We start from the raw sequence: 16,542 nt of genomic DNA, 5'->3' as shown, positions 1-16,542 counted from the left end.
CTCAAAACATCTTTGGGTGGTTCCGGCACGCCCATCCATCGGCATTCTTATGACAAATGCTCTAGAGGCGGCCCTGAAGCGTCACGTCTGGGCAGTGCAGATGGCCCGGCCGACGGTGGCGTGAGTGGCCGCGAAGGGTAGAGCAATTTCTCGTCGCTATGCCCCCGGTGGGGGAGACGTGAAATTAGGGGAACGCCCTCTCCCACACACCGTACTGTTGCTCATATGACACACAAGCAGGATCAACAGGATAAGGACATCGGCGCTCAGGCAGGCGTTCCAGTCGGCGTCGGACTGGGCGGCAGAAACTACGCCGAGAATGTAAAAAATGCAGGGCCACGTGGACACGGCTTCGCGGCGGAGCAGGCCAATCACCTCTATGACCGAGTCCGACTCAAGGACGCGAAGGTCGTCGGAGGAGACAATGCCAAGAACGGCCCTGACCGGGCCGTGAATGGCACCTGGATTCAAAGCAAGTATTGCGGCTCCGGGGCGAAGTGCATTCAGGAGTGCTTTGGCGACGATGGCCTCTTTCGGTACTTGAAACCGGACGGTACCCCAATGGATGTAGAGGTGCCGCGCGATATGCATGAGGCTGCCGTGCAGGCCATGCAGGAGCGCATCAAGAATGGCAAGGTACCGGGTGTCACGGACCCCGCCGAGGCCCGCCGCATCGTCCGGAAGGGGCACATCACCTACGCACAGGCGCGGCGCATTGCCAAGGCGGGCAGTATCGAGGGGCTGACATTCGACGCCGTCCGGGGCGTTGAAATTGCAGGAAAAGCGGCAGGCGTGAGCGCGATCATGACGTTTGCCGTGGGTTGCTGGCGTGGTGAGTCTCCAGAAGTGGCCCTGAAGAATGGAGCCCTGTCCGGCATTCAGGTGGGCGGCATCGCGTGGGTGAGTAGCATCGGCGCCGCACAACTGGGACGAACAGGCCTGGAGCGCAGTTTGCGGCCCGCCACGGACGCCTTGGTGGGCAAGCTGGGACCGAAGGTCACCCGCATGCTCGTGAAGGGCGCTGGGAAGAATCTGTCGGGTGCGGCGGCCAGCAGCCACCTTAGCAAGTTGATGCGGGGCAACGCGGTCACGGGAGCTGTAACTGTGGTGGCCATGTCGGCTGGCGACGTGGTGAGATTGTTCCAGGGCCAAGTCTCCCCGGCGCAACTCATCAAGAACGTCACGGTGACGACGGCGAGCGTTGCCGGGGGAACGGGCGGAATGATGGCTGGAGCAGCGATAGGTACGGCGATCTTTCCAGGCGTCGGGACGATTGTGGGCGGGTTCCTGGGAGGCCTACTCGGAGGCAGTGGATCACAGGCTGTCGCTAAGGCAGCCATGGACGTCGTGATCGAAGACGACGCCAAGAAGATGGTGGCCATCCTGGAGCAGGTCCTCGGCGAAGAGGTAGAAACCGCGCTGCTCAGTCAGAAGGAGTGTCAGCAGGTGATTGACGCGCTCCAGAAGCAGGACCTGCCCAAACATCTGCGGGCCATGTACGCCGCGACGAACCGTGAGGAAGTGGCGCGGAAGCTGATCACGCCTCTGATCGACACTCAACTTGCCAAACGCCCGAAAGTGAAGGTGCCGGAAGACACTGCCTTTTTCGCAGCGGCGGCCAAGTTGCTTGAGGAGGCCGCCGCAGAGGAGGAAGGGCATCTTCCGGGGGATGGCGGAAATCCTACCAATTCAGGCCCGAGCGGGATTTTCATTGTTTGATGGAAGAACGTGGAGTGCCGAGCTACTGCACCTGCCAGCTAGAGCTCTCGCTACCCACTAAGTGGGTGACCAGCACGTCAACCGACGCTGGGATCTTCGCCCAGTGGGCGGCGATGTCACGGCCGGGGCGGCGGTTGAAGGCCCAGTCGTGTAATCAGGGTGTGATGGGTGAACCCCAGAAACGCAGCCCCCCGATCTCGACCCCCGAGTCGTTCAGGTAGGTGAGGCTCGGGGGCACCAGCGCAGCGAACGCTTCCGGATCCCGCTCGGCCAGGAAATCGTGGTTCCCGGCAATCACGACCGCGCCGTGCGTGAAGCGCTCCGCCAGTGTGCCCAGCCAGCTCGGCGCGGCGGCATACTCGGCGGGGCGACCCTGGCTGGTCAGGTCGCCGGCCTGGATCAGCAAGTCACCCTCAGGGAGCTTGAGGCGACTGCTGGTGGTGAACAGCTCGCCCTGCTGGCTGTGGGTGTCGCTGATACAGACGATCTTCATGACGCGGCCTCCTGCGGCAATGTTCCTGTGGATGATCCGGAGTTTCCTGGCGGGTGGTGTGGACCGGGTTGGGTCCGCTGATCCGCCTCGATCGACAGGCCTGCCACGTTGTCCCGTCGCCATCATCGGGCACGTCGCCTGGCTCTGCCACCAACATCGCCGCTCCGGCCTGGGATGGTGTTCTGTGAGGAAGCCCGGTCAGGTGCCGCAGAAGGTGCGGTAACAGGCCGTGACCTCCGCGCGGGCCGGTTCGAGGTACGGCGCCTGTTCCGGGGTCTCGTCGTACGGCCGCTGAACAGCCGCCAGGAGCCGCCTGAACGGTCCGAGATCCCCGTGATCGGACGCGGCCGTCAGCGCTTCCTCCACCCGGTGGTTGCGCGGAATGACCGCCGGGTTCACCCGGCGCATGAGGTTGGCCCGTTCGCTCCAGTCTGCGGCCGTATTACCTTCACTTCCCGCCCGTACCCGCCAGCGGGCCAGCCAGGTGTCCGGCGCCTGCGGGTCGGTGAACAGCGCCCGCAGCGGCCCCTCGTTCCCGCCCGCCGCGTCGGCCAGCCGGCGCCACCCGAGCGTGAAATCCACCCGGTGATCGTGCAGCAGGGTCAGCCAGTCCCCGGCGAGCGCGCGGTCAGTCGCGTCGTCCTCGCCGCGCAGGCCCAGTTTCGCCCGCTGGCCGGTCAGCAGCGCGCCCTCGTACCATCCCGGGAAGGCGTCGATCACCCCGGTCGCCTGCCTGGTGGCTTCCGACATGGCCTCCTTGCTGTCCTGTCCGGCGATGAGGGGCAGCAGGGTCTCGGCCAGTCGCGCCAGGTTCCAGCGGGTCACGGGCGGCTGGTTGCGGTAGGCGTAGCGTCCACCGTGATCGATGGAGCTGAACACCGCGTCCGGGTCGTACGCCTCCAGAAACGCGCACGGGCCATAGTCGATCGTCTCTCCGGAAATGGCGACGTTGTCGGTGTTCATCACGCCGTGGATGAATCCGACATTCATCCATCCCGCCACCAGCGTCGCCTGCCGCTGCGCGACCCGGCGCAGCAGACCGAGGTAGCGGTCGTCCGTGCCGACGAGGTCGGGGTCATGCCGGGCGATGGCGTAGTCAGCAAGTTGCCGGACGCGGTCGGTCTCGCGGCGGGCGCTGAAGAATTCGAAGGTGCCGACCCGCAGGTGACTGGCGGCCACGCGAGTCAGGACTGCGCCGGGCAGGGGACGCTCCCGGTAGACGGTCTCGCCGGTGGCAGTCACGGCGAGGGCGCGGGTGGTGGGGAGGCCGAGGGCGTGCATGGCCTCACCGATCAGGACTTCGCGCAGCATGGGTCCGACGGCGGCCTTACCGTCGCCCCGTCTGGAGAAGGGCGTGCGGCCGGACCCTTTGAGCATCAGGTCGCGGCGCGCCCCGGACGGGTCGATGACCTCGCCGAGCAGCAGGGCGCGGCCGTCGCCGAGTTGTGGGGAGAAGCCCCCGAACTGATGGCCGGCGTACGCCTGCGCGAGCGGCTCGGCGCCCTCGGGGACCCGGTTGCCGGCGAAGATCGCGGCGCCGTCAGGGCCATCCAGGCCGTCAGGGTCCAGTCCCAGTTCGAAGGCCAACTCCCGGTTGAAGTACAGGAGATCCGGCGCGGGAACGGCGGCCGGTTGCCAGGGGACGCAGAAGCCGGGCAGGTCCCGCGCGTAGGAGTTGTCGAACTGGAAGGGGGAGGCGGGCATGGCAGACAGTCTGACGCCTCCCTGGAAATCGACTGCATCCTGGCCACAGTTTGCGAGATCTGAGGCAGGCAGTCCTGCTCCTGTCGAGCGGCTCACGCCTGACCTTCTGTTTCACACTGTCCAGTGGTCGGGGAGCAGGACACGCCTGGGAGGATGTGCACGCCTGGCTGGAACGGCGGGTACGTCGGGACTGCGCGGAAGCACACAACGCCTGCGCGGCTGGCGTGCAGTTCCGGTCCGGTCGCCTGACAGTGATCCTGCTCCTGGCAGAACTTGAGGGTACCCAGGAGTGATCCTGGGGGCTGTCGGGGAGAGACGCGCTATAAGGACGAGCGTACACGGCCGTCTTCCTTGTTCACCCGGTGGTCGGCCTCCCATGCATCTGAAGGACGCCGTCACGCGGCCCTGATCACCGGGTCAGGCACGCCAGACCTGTGCGGCTTCGGTGCTGTCTCCGGGGTTTCCGAGCGCACCTGCGGCATCCTGGTGACCGGGTGTCCGGCATGCTGCGGGGAGCAGATCATACGGACTCGTAGAGCTGAGCAGCAGAGCGAGGAGGAGTCGAAGCGGGTTCCGGACGTGGAGTCAGCAATCCGGTGAGGTTCCGGATTGTTGGCGAAACAAACGGAGTCCGTATCAGGTGTCCGGGCGATGGGCCGACCGCGCTGTTCCTGTGCGCGGGTCCAACCGGAACTCAGTACCAGTACATTTCGTTCAAAGAAAACAGGGGGACGCTGCGAAACTGGGGTCGTCAGCAGGACGCTGACAGAGGAGGGCAGGCATGATCCTGGCTGAGGCGCTGATCCGGCGCAAAGAGTTCAAGACCCGCATCGCCGACCTGCAGCGCCGGTTGCAGAGCGTGCTGGTCGTGCAGGAAGGCGACACGCCCTTCGAGAATCCCCAGGAGCTGCTGACCCTCCTGGGCGACATGCTCGGGGAGTACCAGGCGCTGATCGCCGCGATTCACCGCACCAACCTGATCGCCCGCCTCCCTGACGGCCGCAGCCTGACGGAGGCCATCGTCGCCCGCGACATTCTCGACGAGCGCATGGCGATCCTGCGGGGCCTGGCAGACCAGGCGGGGCGGGTCAGTGAGCGCATCGCGCACAGCGAACTGCGGTACGTGCCGCAGGTGGACGTCGCCGAACTGCGGCGCACCGTGGACCGCTGCGCGCAGGAGCGGCGCAGGCTGGACGTGCAGATTCAGGCCACGAACTGGCGCGTGGACCTGGTCGCGGCCAGCGTGCAGTAAGGCGAGTGACGGGTAGGCACGCCGGGCGTGCAGGCAGGGTCGCCTCTGCCCTTCTCAGGGGCACCTTTTTCCGACGAGCGGGGCACGGCGCACACGCACGGCTCACGGCTCACCGGGCACTGTTATGACCAGCCTGCAGACGACGCGCCGAGGGGAGGGACAGGGGTGAAACTCGCCGAATTGAACCGCGCCATCATGGGCGTCGAACGTCGCCTGAAGCGCGATTACCGCCGCGTGAAGGACACCGTGATGGTGGAGACGCACGCCACGCAGGGCCTGAACGGGCCGACCGTGAGGGACCTGGAACGGATGCTCAGACAGTTGCAGAGACTGAAAGTGAACCGGGCGCGGACGCTGGCCGCCCACCCGGAGATGGTGGAGCTGCTGGCACGGCGCCGGGCGCTGCGGATTCAGAGCAAGATGCTCAGGGACCTGCTGTCGAGGGTGTGGGCCACGGTGCCCAGCGCGCCGCCCCGGTTCGATGCGGCGAGCCTGAACAGTGAGGTGTGGCTGCGGATGCAGCGCCGGAAGCGGGAACTGGCGGCGCAGCGCCGCCTGCAGGCAACGCAGGAGCGCAGCCTGAAGGTGGTGCCCCTGCGGCGGCGGCCGACGGTAGAGGTGGGTGCCCTTCAACAGCACGCCGATCAGGTCGCGGCTGAACTGATGGCCGTCGAGACGGAGCTGGAGCGCCTGGGCTGGCAGGCCGATCAACTCACGTGAGCCGCCGCGCACCGGAAGGCCACGTGCCGGAAGAACAAGGAGAGTGGAATCATGCCGAGACCCGGACACACCTGGACCACGTACACGCAGATCGTCCGCTGGATCGCCGGGCACTACGGTCAGGCGCACGACCCGGCGCCCGGAACGCCCGAACAGGACGAGCAGCTCATGACCCGCTTCATGCAGGACCTGGGGGCAGGTCACCTGGACTTCCAGCCGATCACGGACGTCACGGGCGTCAGCTACCGTCACTTCCGGCACCACCTGCGGTACCTGGCCCGCTGGGGCGTCACGCGGCGCACCCTGCTGGCCGGGGGCGCGAACTTCCAGCTGCTGGAAAAACTGAACGTCGAGGAACGGGACGGCCAACTGGAAGGTCTCGCGCTGAGCGGCACACTGCCCACGCAGCGCCGCCAGCTGGCCCAGCACCTCGCAGGGCAGGTGCCCGGCCCTCACGTTCAGGAGACCGGCTGGCTGGCCCCCGACCCGCAGACCCGTCGCACGCCCCGCCTGTACGGCGCGCGGGACATCGCCTGGGTGTACGGGGATCACGAGGTCGAGTTCGCCGAGGGACTGCACCCGGCCGTGGCGCGCAGCCTGATCGCGCAGTACCTGCCGGGTCCTGGCGTGATCGCCGACCCGATGGCCGGGAGCGGGACCGTGGCCGTGACCGCCACCCGGATGGGTCACACCGCGTGGGCCAGTGACCGCTTCCCCGCCCAGCCCTTCATCCGGGAGGTGAACCTCCTCGGCGAGGACCTGGTGGACGTCCTGGAACAGACCCCTCATCCGCACGTGGACCTGATGTTCCTGCACCCGCCCCTGCCGGGCAGTCTCGACCTGATCGCGGACGGGTTCGAGCAGAGCGACGAGGGGTACGCCGCGTGGCTGAACGCCATCCTGGACAGTACCGTCCACGCGCTCCGGGGCGGCGCTCACCTCGTACTGATCCTGCCGCTGGGCATCCCGACGGCGCTGCTGCTGCGGATCGAGACGCAACTGCTCGCCAGTCTGAAGGTCAACTTTGAGCTGGAACGCCCCACCCTGGCAGCCCGGCATCTGGCCGTGGCCCGCAGCGGCCGGGAAGGCTGGCACCTGCTCGTCGCCCGGAACCCCGAGTTGCCCGAGGAGGTGAGCGCGTGAACCTGAGCGTCAGCGGCGTCACCGATCTGCCCGACCTGGGAGAGCCTGCGCAGGGCAAGAACGTGGCGGTCATCAGTCTGCGCGACCCGGGCGACCCACTGCCAGAGGCGCTGGACGGCCACGCCGGTCCGCTCCTGACACTGGCCTTCCACGACACGGACGGGGATGATCTCGACGTGCCGCCCGGGGCGTGGCACCTGACGCAGGTTCAACGTTTCCTGGAACGGGAGGCCCGCGGCCACGACCTGCACGTGCACTGTTTCGCAGGGATCAGCCGAAGTCCGGCCGTGGCGAGCTTCGCGCTGGCCGTCGTCCAGCCCGACCTGAGCGACGAGGAGATCGTCGCGGCAGTCCTGGCCGCGCGGCCGCAGGCGCACCCGAACCCGTACCTGCTGGCCCTGGCCGACGATCACCTCGGGCGTGACCTGTGCCGGGCGTGGATCCAGGCGACCGAACGGTACTGAACGGCGACCTGACCGCTCAAGAGGCGCGGCCCCGACGGCATGGGGCCGCGCCTCTCGCAGCTTGCTCCTGGCCGCACGTCCGGTCCTCCCGGAGGCGGGCGTCCAGCAGGGCGCGGAGGTGGCCGATCTGCCGCACGGTGGGTTGCAGGTGCCGCGCCCGCAGCACATCGGTCTTCTGCTGTTCGGGCGTGAGGGGCCCCGCCCCGCCTGCCACCGGCGCGGGGAGGTCCAGCAGGTGGCCGTAGGCGCGGTTCCAGGCGTCCCGCAGGTCCGCGTCGGTCTCCTCATCCATGGTCGTCACCCACGGCAACTGGCGGAACCCGGTCTCATCGAAGAAGGCCAGTCGCAGGACCCTCACCAGGTCATCCAGCGTGGCCGGGTACCCCAGTCGCCGGGTCCGTCCGTCAGGCTGACTCCACTCAGTCACGAAGCCCTGGCGGTCGAGCAGGTACGCGGCGCGCAGGTGATGTCGCGGCGCGCCCAGGAAAAGGGCGCCGCTCTCCGGCAGGGTCCACCACCGCTGCGCCCGCACCCAGGGAGCCTGCGTGGCGATCAGGGACGCGCCCAGCACGGACCATTCGAAGTCCACCCACCCGGCGAGGCGGGGCGGGTCGGTGGGCAGGTGAAGCCAGGTCGCGCCGGTGAACACGGTCACTTCCGCCCGGTGGACTTGCCGCTCGCCCCGCGCAACGCGGCGTTCCAGCTCGCCCAGTTCCTCGAGCTCGGCGGCCACCCGGACGCCGCGTGCCTGGGCGCGCAGCAGGTGGCGGCGGCTGCGGGTGAGCGTGTCGAGCGCCCGACCGACGTCACCGGTATCGAGGTACCCGGCCAGTTCACGCTGGGCGCGGGCCGCCAGCAGGGAGAGCCGCTCCTGCACGACGGCTGGATGCTCGGTGGGTACGTCCCAGGCCGCGCCGGTCAGCAGCGGCACCGTGAACGTCACCGGCTCCGCCTGCGCCTCTCCCTGCAGGTCCGTCCAGGTCAGGAGGAACCCGACAGACTGACCCCCGCTGACCCGCACGCGGCACACCAGCCGCAGGGACTGCCCGGCCCGCAGGGGAGGCAGGCGGAGGTCGTACCCGCTGCGGGGCAGGTCATTCAGGACATCGAGCACCTCCAGGCCGTCGGCGCGCAGTGTGGCGTGGCGGGCGACCGTGCGTTGCAGATGCGCCAGTTCCGTCTGAAACAGGGCGGGGAGGCCGTCGCTGCGTTCAGCGTGATGGAAGTGGCCGTCACCGGCACCAGCGAGCCGTTCGAGGAGGCGCTCGTTGTACCGCAGGCCGGTCCCGACCACGCTGGTACTGACGCCCTGCGTGAGGGCGTGCGCCAGGTCGGCGGCCAGGACGGCCGGGCGGTGCTCACCCACGTTGGGCCGGCCGTCGGTGAGCAGCAGGACGCTGGGCAGCCGGTTGGGGTGGCGCGCGCCGAGCAGCAGTCCCGCCCCGAGCTGCCAGCCGGCGTGCAGGGCAGTACCGCCGGTGGCGCGCAGTCTACTCAGGTGCGCCTGCAGGGCCCGGCCGTCCCCGACCGGCTGCAGGGGCGCGTGCAGGACGGGGCCGCCCGAGAACGTGGCGAGCGTGACGCGGTCATCCGGGCCGAGCCGGGTCAGAAGTCCATTGGCGGCGGCGCGGGCCATCTCCAGCGGAAGGCCCCCCATGCTGCCGCTGGTGTCGATGACCAGGGCGAGGTCCAGGGGCGCCGGGCCAGGCGTGGCGGCGGGCGTCACCGTGATCAGGAAGTCCGTGACCGTGGGCGTGGCCGGGACGGGGCGGGCGGGCGTGACCTCGAAGGTGATGTTCATGGGCCGAGTGTCGACCCGGCCAACGGGTTTCTCTGAAAGAAACAGAGGTGATCACGGCTGCTGATAGGGTCATACCGCAGTGCGGAAAGCGGTCTGCCGGGCCTCTGTTCAGGTCCCCGTTGCCGAGCGGACAACGATCTTGCTCGCGATGGAAGCCGCGAAGTCGGGATTGCCCCTCTGCCAACCGGCGTAAGCCTGCTTGATGACCGGACGAATCCAGGCCGGGTCATTCCCTTCGCGGAGGGTCACGGTCCACACGCGGCCGCTCCGGGCTGACCACTCGGTCCCCACCATGTCGATGGCGCTGCACTCGAACCCGAAGTTGATGATCCGGCGCAACTGATATTCCAGCTGTTCCGGCTGATCCGTGAAGGCCGCACCGGCGCTGACGCCGACCTGCGCGGCGCTCCGGCAAGGCGTCTCCCGGAGAAGGAAATTCATGGTCCGGGTGCCTTTCAGGCGGTTGCATTTCCGGCAGAGGGTCTGGAGGTTCTCCAGGGCGTGCGCACCACCGACGTACCGGGCCTGAATATGATCGACCTGCAACCCCTTCGTGGCGCCGCAGCACAGGCACTTCCGGTCCCGCTTCTTCACCGCCTGCTTCACTGTCTGCGGGGCTTCGGGCAGGTCGAACGTTTCCGGGACCGTGGCGAGGTCCGGCGCGCTGACCGGCGTGTCCACGTTGATCAGGCGGTTGACGCTCTGATCGTACTGACGTTTGAACTGATCGTAGTTGCGGTACAGGGTGACCCACAGGCGGTCCTCACGCACGTATTCTTCGCGCAGTACCCGGTCCTCCGCCACGCGGGACAGCTCCTGGGTGAACGCGAACGTCCGTGCCAGCGCATCGATGTCATGCTGGTCGCGGGCGTCAAACGGACTGAAGCGGGGCCACTGATCGTTCTGGGCCCGGTGACGGACCACCGACAGGACGTCCTGCTCGAGCCGGGTGAGGCGCTCACCCGCACCGAAGTGCCGTCCAGCCCACGCCGCGATCTGAGCAGCTGCGCCGTCCGGCAGCTGAACATCGTCGAAGTCGCCGAGGACCTCCTCAGTCAGCGCCTGGAACAGGGCGTGGTACCCGGCCTCGTCACGGTCATAGACCGGCACGAGCTGACGCACTGTTTCAACGTCATCCGCCGGGGGCTCAGCCGCGCCGTCTGCCGTCCGCATCTCACCGCCGGCCACACCCTCAACAGCCGCGTCGTAGCTCACCGCATACCAGCCCAGCGGCAGCAGACTGATGAACGGCGTCACGTCACCGACGCCGGGATCGAGATCACGGGCGAGACGTTCGACCAGTTCGATGCTGATCGTCTGGATGGGCAGGCGGGTACTTCCGGCGGTCTCTTCTTCGTCGGTCGGTCCGGCGATCAGGTCATCCCACCGGGCCCAGTTGACGTGCTGTTTCCACTCGTCAATGAACGCCACGATGTACGCCTCGGCCGTCCCCCCGAACCGTGGACCGCGCAAGGCCCGGCCGATCATCTGGGTGAGGAGAATGCGGCTGGTCGTCTGGCGGGTCAGGAAGACGGTCTGCACGCCCGGCACGTCGGTGCCCTCGGTCAGCATCCGGATGTTCACCAGGACGTCCAGCTCCCCACGCCGGAACTGCGACAGAGTCGCCTCGTTCTCATCGCTGCTGCGGCCGTTCCGGGCGTCCGGAGAACCGAGGTCTGCGTCCCGGTGCGTGAAGATCGCCCCGGCCCGCACGCCCCGCTCCCGGAGCAGTTCCACCAGCGCCGTGCACTGGTACCAGCGGTCCGCGAAGATGATCGTCTGCCCATACCTCTCCCGGTGCTGCACGTACGTGTCGGCGATCAGCGCGTTGCGCTGGCGGTTGCGGGCCAGGTGTTCGATCACGTTCTCGGGAATATCCCGGTACGACCCCAGCCACTGCTGGTAGGACTCCTCGGGAAAGTCGACCTGCACGCTGGTCCCGGGTTCCTCCACGCGGGGCCGCGCCAGCACGCCGGTGGCCATCAACTCCTGCGGACTGACCTGATACAGCAGGCCCTGCGGGAACAGTTTCGCCAGTTGACCCTGGCGGCGCTCGTCGGTGTACGTGGGCGTGGCCGTCAGGCCCAGCAGATGCAGCTCCGGGACAGCGGCGCGCAGCGCCTCGATCAGCCGGCGGAAACTCGGGGCCGGCGCGTGATGGCACTCGTCGAACACCACGGTCAGGCCACTGCTCGCCGCGGCCTTGAGAAACCCCTTGAGACCCGCGTGCGCCTGCGTCCCCATCGCCCGCGCGAGGGTCTGCAGGGTCATGATGACGATGTCGTCGGTGCGTTTGATCTCCGTGACTTTCCCGTGCCCGATCGTGCCCGAGACCGTCCGGACGGTGATGGACGAACGGCTGCCGCCCACATGACCGAGTTCGTACCGACCGTCCGCACCTCGCCCGAATCCCTCGAACGCCTGGTCGAGCAGATGGTGGGTGTGGGCCAGCCACAGAACCCGGTGCCCCTGGGTGAGCGGCCCGGTGGTCAGGTACCGCGTCGCCGTGAAGGTCTTGCCACCACCGGTCGGGAGGACCAGGACGCCGCCCTTCACGCCAGCTGGTCGCCGCTGCCAGGCGTGGAGGGCGGCCAGGGCGCGGTCCTGATGCCCGGCCGGGGTTTTGGTGGATGGGTAGGCGCGGACGTCCTGCAGGGCGTACGTCGCCAGTCCCCGGCGGATTGCGGCAGTCATGCTGGAGTATCGGTCATATCCGGGCGCCGTGCAGGCGCAGATGCGCCGGCGCCGCGAGGGTGGCATGTCCAGGGCAGGGAAGTGGAACCGGCCGAATGCGGGTCTGATGTTCGTGTGTGAGGCGTGCGGTCATGTGGGTACTCCGACGGGGTAGCGAGCGTGCATGTCGGTTTGAGAACGATGCTCGTCCGGTAGAACTGGATGAGTACGGGTGCCTTAGCAGGAGCGCAGACCCGCAAGCTGGGTCTGCTGGGCGAGATGTGTCGGATGGTGAGGTCAAAGCCGCTCCCCTTTCGAGGTACGCGGAGTTGCGATGGAATCCAGACACAAACCGTGACTTTCGTCATAGGTCGTTCATCCGACCGGCACATCAGGGAAGGCACGAGGGTTGGAATGGAAATTTCCAGTCACGACTAGGGCATTTCACAAACAGATTGAGGATATTGCGTGTTTTGCGGCTTTTGCGGTATTTTTGAGCTTGAGGTGGAAGATGACCGCTCAACATGAACCGCGCGGCCTCCTGACCGTCCCGGAAGCAGCCCGACTGCTCCACGTGAGTGACGACACCGTCCGGCGACAGATTCGTGAAGGTGACCTGGGGGCCGTGCAGATCGGCACGACGCCCACCGGACGTCCCCGCTACCGTATTCCCACAGCTGTCGTCGAAGAGCGGCTGGGCCGCAGTACGCTTCCGGCGCCGTCCGCGGCAGAGCGACTACAGGCCGCGTTCGCCGTCCTGACCGAAGACCAGCAGGAGGCCCTGCTCACGCAGGCGGTCTCCTGGGCCAGGGCACAGACGCCGGGTGTGGTTGTCGGAGAACGACTGCCCGAGCCGACGTCCGAGGACATCGCCCGGCGCTTTCCAGGGCTGGCATCTCGGATGACGCGGACCGACTGAGTGCACCGCGTTCCACGCCTCATCCCCGACACCAACGTGCTGCTCAGTGGCCTGACCAGCCGGGCTGGCCCTGCACGCGACCTGTTTCTGGCCGCCCAGCGGTTCGAGGTCCTCTTCGTGCTGTCCGACGAGCATTTCGCAGAGATGCAGCGCGTACTCACGTGCCCTGCGGTGCTGGCGTTAGGTGGCGGCATCTCCGCGGCAGACGCGTTCGGTCTGGCCACGGAACTCTACCGGGTCGTGCAGGTGGTCAGTCCACTCCAACGGTATGACTGACCTTCGTGCCCGGACCCGAAGGACTGGTATCTGCTCGACCTCCTGATGACGTCTGAAGCGGACGCCATCGTCTCGAAGGACGCCCACCTGCGCCAGATGCGCACGAAGCTGGGTGTGCCCGTGTACGAGCCTATGGAACTGATCCGGCTGGGCCTGCTGGGGTCAGGTGAGAGTGGGGACGGCCGTGTCCGCTAGAACCGGGGCGCAACGGGCCTGACTGTCACGTGCCGAGTACGTCGTCAGGTCTGACGTCGGTTCTCTGCTCCTTTGAGGTGACTGCGGATCCCCCGGCCCGCCATCGGTTCATCCCGGAACCACGGCATGACGTGAAAGTGGGCATGCATCACGTGCTGGCCTCCCACGACCCCCACGTTCCACCCGGCGTTGTAGCCGTCAGGGGCGAGGACGGCCTCCAGATGCGCTCTGGCCTGCAGGAGGAGATCCTGGGTGGCAGCCCATTCCTGTGGCGTGAGATCGAACACCGTGAGCCGGTGGGCTTTCGGGACGATGATCCCGGCTCCTTCCAGGGCGCCCGTCTCACTGGGTTTGATGCTCAGGAGGCAGTGGTCGTTTTCCAGGACGAACGCGTCCCGGCGAAGCTCAGCAGGATCGCAGTAGGGGCAGGCGTGGTCGTCGCGCATTCACGGTCCAGGATAAGTGACGTTCCACGCCCTCACCTGTTGACGACTGTTATCCGCGGGGATAACATGGGTACAACGAGTACCCAAGCGCCCTGAAAGGGGAGAGGCTAGGGTCTTTTTTTATGCCCGCGACGACCACGCCGTCACCGCTTGCTACCCTGGTCCCCACTGATGAAGCCGGTCTACGCCAAGACACCTCTGACCATCCCCCAGCAGGTCGAGCATCTCCAGGAGCGCGGACTTCACATCCCCGACACCGCGCGCGCCCAGCTGGTCCTGCGGCGGGTCGGACTCTACCGGCTCAAGGGCTTCCTGCTGCCCTACAAGACCCCAGCCGGATACGTGCCGGGCACGAGCTTCGCCGACGCGGAACGCCTCATGAAGCTCGACGAGGCCCTCCGTCTGCATGTCCTCGGGGCCATGCAGACGGTCGAGGTCGGTGTCCGGCAGGCCATCGTCCAGTGGATGCTCGAACGCCACGGCCTGCGCTGGTACGCCGACCCGGTCCACTTCCACGAGCCGAACGGGTACTTCGATCACACCGAGTTCCTGAGCAAGGTCACCGAGGAATTCAGCCGCATGCCGGAGCTGTTCGTGGGGCACTACCGGGAACGGTACGACCTGGACGTCCCGCCGCCGATCTGGATGATCGCCGAAACCATGTCCCTGGGCGGCTGGTCCAAACTCTTCGCGGCGCTGCGTTCACAGGAGGACCGGGACGGAATCGCGGACCTGCTGGGCGTCCGCGCCAGCACGTTCACGTCCTGGCTGCACGCCCTGACGGTCGTGCGGAACGTCTGCGCGCACCAGTCGCGCCTGTACGACCGGGTGTTCGCGACGATGGGCGTCGCGGACAACAAGCGGGTCCGGCGCAAACTGCTGGAGCAGTCGTTCGATCCCCGGGATACGGAGGCGCGCCGCCTCGCGCCGCGGCTGTACGCGCTTCACCGGCTGACGCAGGCGCTCGATCCGGGGTGCGCCTGGACGGCCGACCTGATGGGTGTCGTGGCCGGGTACAGCGCAGCGGAAGTCGTCCGGCTGGGGTTCCGGCCAGGCTGGGACGCCCAGCCCGAATGGACGACGGTCGGGACTGGCTCCTGACGGACAGAGGGCCGGGTCCCTGAAGCGGGGGGGCACCAGGAACGCCAGGAAACCCCCATCTGCCCCGGTCACGCTTCGCACCCTGCTGCTCGACAGGACTTTCACCGCGAAGGCAGTCATGCCGGTAACATGTGTCTCAGACAGTATTTTTTGGTATCTCCATAGAATTGCCGTGAAGGACCGTCAAAATGCTGGCGAGGGGTGTAGGAGGCTCAAAATAGAATCAGAGCTTTCACACTAATCAAGCTTAGTGTGAAAAAAGCCACTGCTGGATATTTAGAAAGCTCACGGCGCCTTGGACTCTTCAAGCCCATCTTTCAATGACACGTTGATGGATGAGTCATTCCGTTCGCGGCAGCGAAGGCCTACAGGTACACGCAGCGTTCCCTCATCAGGTATCCGTTTGTTCACTGCGACCGGCGGCATACGTTCGTTTGAACATTCAGTCAGAAGCCACTGTGGGCGAGGCCATATACCTATGGCCGCCACAGGTGAACCCGGCGCCCGGTCAGCCATGCGGCCATCCTGAGCAACATGGCGTGCCTGCTTCTCGGCGCCGTGCGTTAGCTATCACGCCTGGAAGCAGCACATGCTGACCGGCAAGACTTCTCCACTGCAAGAGAATTGACTACTCGGTCAGTATTGATATCCAGAGGCTTTATGAGAACTGCTCATTAAATATCTGGATGAACAGAACAAAGAAAACGCTGGATTGAGACGGTTCGGATGGTCCCAATATCTCTCCGCCCATCCCATCTACCTCATTATTCCTACTGAGACAGCATTTTTCCGCCGTGCTCACCGAATATTTATCTCTTCTTCATGCCTATTTCTCATATTCAGTGACTCCCAGGGTGAGGCCGACACCACCCACCCCAGGCCACCACTCCTGAGCATGCGCACAGGCCCAGGGCACTCCCCTTCCCCGGCCAGGCCCCTGACCTGGACGTGCGCAGCTTCAGGTGTGCACTCGACACCGAGGACCTCAGGGACGAGCGCCGTGCGCCTGCTTAAGACGACGGCTTGCCTGCCGCATCAGCAAGCGACTGAATGCCGGGTACTGCTCTCAGAGTGAGTTGAGGTCTCTGTTCAACACTGTCCACATTCTGCTGAGCAGCCCAACCCTTGCTGCAAGGATCAGACCGCCCCCTCATGGCGTGCTTCATCGTGCGGTCCCGTCCGCTGCCCTAACCTGCCCGCCCGGAACTCATGATGATCGGGGACTTCTGCTCCGGTCGTCCGCTCTTCCGCATCCGGCCGCCCGTCAACCGGAGTAACCCGGCCGGTGGGCTCGCCCAGCCGCGCAGGTCCGGTCGCCAACTCCGCCTGCAGGAGAGCCAACTGCTCCAGGTTTGCCTGATCATGCCGGTTCACACGGTCAGCATGACACCGCCCCACGCAGACCAATGCCGCAGATGAGCACACCGGCCGGGTTCGGCAGGTCCTGCTCAGCTCATGGTTGCGACTGGAGTCCCCAGAGCCGGGCCAGCACGGCCACGCTCTCCTGTTGCCGCCGCTGGAGCACCTGCGGCGTCCAAGTCGCCACGTGGCCTAACCCCGAAGCTTGGACAGTACGCAATCGAGACTCAGCTCAGGCGAGTGGGAATCTGCACTTTACTCCGTCCAATTTTCTGGC

14 protein-coding genes are annotated in these 16,542 nt (G+C 66.6%); 9 read left to right on the top strand and 5 right to left on the bottom strand.

Annotated elements, in window-relative coordinates; genetic code table 11:
* The first annotated feature begins 225 nt into the window (after nt 1-225).
* The gene (locus tag IEY70_RS18220) at nt 226-1,719 is read left to right on the top strand and encodes a YeeR family protein (protein ID WP_189066451.1); all 1,494 of its coding nucleotides are present in this window, start codon (nt 226-228) and stop codon (nt 1,717-1,719) included.
* A 154-nt stretch (nt 1,720-1,873) separates the two neighbouring features.
* On the opposite strand, the gene IEY70_RS18215 is transcribed toward IEY70_RS18220, so the two are convergent.
* Complete coding sequence (locus IEY70_RS18215) at nt 1,874-2,212, bottom strand: metallophosphoesterase family protein (protein WP_189066450.1); 339 nt, start codon at nt 2,210-2,212, stop codon at nt 1,874-1,876.
* Between the two features lie 198 nt (nt 2,213-2,410).
* Nucleotides 2,411-3,916, bottom strand: coding sequence for a protein adenylyltransferase SelO (locus IEY70_RS18210; protein WP_189066449.1), 1,506 nt, complete (start codon nt 3,914-3,916; stop codon nt 2,411-2,413).
* Nucleotides 3,917-4,697: 781 nt separating this feature from the next.
* On the opposite strand from IEY70_RS18210, the gene IEY70_RS18205 reads away from it, so the two are divergent.
* The 4 genes from IEY70_RS18205 (at nt 4,698) to IEY70_RS18190 (ending at nt 7,495) form a co-directional block, all read left to right on the top strand.
* Complete coding sequence (locus tag IEY70_RS18205) at nt 4,698-5,168, top strand: DIP1984 family protein (protein WP_189066448.1); 471 nt, start codon at nt 4,698-4,700, stop codon at nt 5,166-5,168.
* Nucleotides 5,169-5,333: 165 nt separating this feature from the next.
* Entirely contained in the window at nt 5,334-5,888 is a 555-nt protein-coding gene (locus IEY70_RS18200) for a hypothetical protein (RefSeq protein WP_189066447.1), read from the top strand.
* 51 nt (nt 5,889-5,939) lie between these two features.
* Nucleotides 5,940-7,031 carry a TRM11 family methyltransferase gene (locus IEY70_RS18195; protein ID WP_189066446.1) on the top strand — a complete coding sequence of 364 codons (1,092 nt, stop codon included), beginning with the start codon at nt 5,940-5,942 and terminating at the stop codon, nt 7,029-7,031.
* Entirely contained in the window at nt 7,028-7,495 is a 468-nt protein-coding gene (locus IEY70_RS18190) for a hypothetical protein (protein WP_189066445.1), read from the top strand. The genes IEY70_RS18195 and IEY70_RS18190 overlap by 4 nt, the downstream gene beginning before the upstream one ends.
* A 16-nt stretch (nt 7,496-7,511) precedes the next feature.
* Here the strand turns inward: IEY70_RS18190 and IEY70_RS18185 are convergent, their stop codons facing one another.
* Nucleotides 7,512-9,296 (bottom strand): vWA domain-containing protein, encoded by a 1,785-nt coding sequence (locus tag IEY70_RS18185; protein WP_189066444.1) that lies wholly within the window; start codon nt 9,294-9,296, stop codon nt 7,512-7,514.
* A gap of 108 nt (nt 9,297-9,404) precedes the next feature.
* Nucleotides 9,405-11,990, bottom strand: coding sequence for a DEAD/DEAH box helicase family protein (locus IEY70_RS18180; RefSeq protein WP_189066443.1), 2,586 nt, complete (start codon nt 11,988-11,990; stop codon nt 9,405-9,407).
* A 490-nt stretch (nt 11,991-12,480) separates the two neighbouring features.
* On the opposite strand from IEY70_RS18180, the gene IEY70_RS18175 reads away from it, so the two are divergent.
* From IEY70_RS18175 to IEY70_RS21110, 3 genes are read left to right on the top strand one after another with little or no spacing between them, the layout of a single operon-like run.
* On the top strand, nt 12,481-12,888 hold the full coding sequence (locus IEY70_RS18175) for a helix-turn-helix domain-containing protein (protein ID WP_189066442.1): 408 nt from the start codon (nt 12,481-12,483) through the stop codon (nt 12,886-12,888).
* Complete coding sequence (locus IEY70_RS21115) at nt 12,889-13,164, top strand: hypothetical protein (RefSeq protein ID WP_229778060.1); 276 nt, start codon at nt 12,889-12,891, stop codon at nt 13,162-13,164. It abuts the gene before it with no gap.
* 45 nt (nt 13,165-13,209) lie between these two features.
* Nucleotides 13,210-13,359 (top strand): hypothetical protein, encoded by a 150-nt coding sequence (locus IEY70_RS21110; RefSeq protein WP_229778059.1) that lies wholly within the window; start codon nt 13,210-13,212, stop codon nt 13,357-13,359.
* A 44-nt stretch (nt 13,360-13,403) separates the two neighbouring features.
* Here the strand turns inward: IEY70_RS21110 and IEY70_RS18165 are convergent, their stop codons facing one another.
* Nucleotides 13,404-13,805 carry an HIT family protein gene (locus IEY70_RS18165; RefSeq protein WP_189066441.1) on the bottom strand — a complete coding sequence of 134 codons (402 nt, stop codon included), beginning with the start codon at nt 13,803-13,805 and terminating at the stop codon, nt 13,404-13,406.
* Nucleotides 13,806-13,976: 171 nt separating this feature from the next.
* Between IEY70_RS18165 and IEY70_RS18160 the strand changes: the two genes are divergently transcribed.
* Nucleotides 13,977-14,906 (top strand): Abi family protein, encoded by a 930-nt coding sequence (locus IEY70_RS18160; protein ID WP_189066440.1) that lies wholly within the window; start codon nt 13,977-13,979, stop codon nt 14,904-14,906.
* Nucleotides 14,907-16,542: the final 1,636 nt, after the last annotated feature.

This window comes from Deinococcus seoulensis (assembly GCF_014648115.1).
GTDB lineage: Bacteria > Deinococcota > Deinococci > Deinococcales > Deinococcaceae > Deinococcus > Deinococcus seoulensis.
Note: the sequence above shows the minus strand (reverse complement) of the source record. Positions and strands in the feature narration are given on the sequence as shown.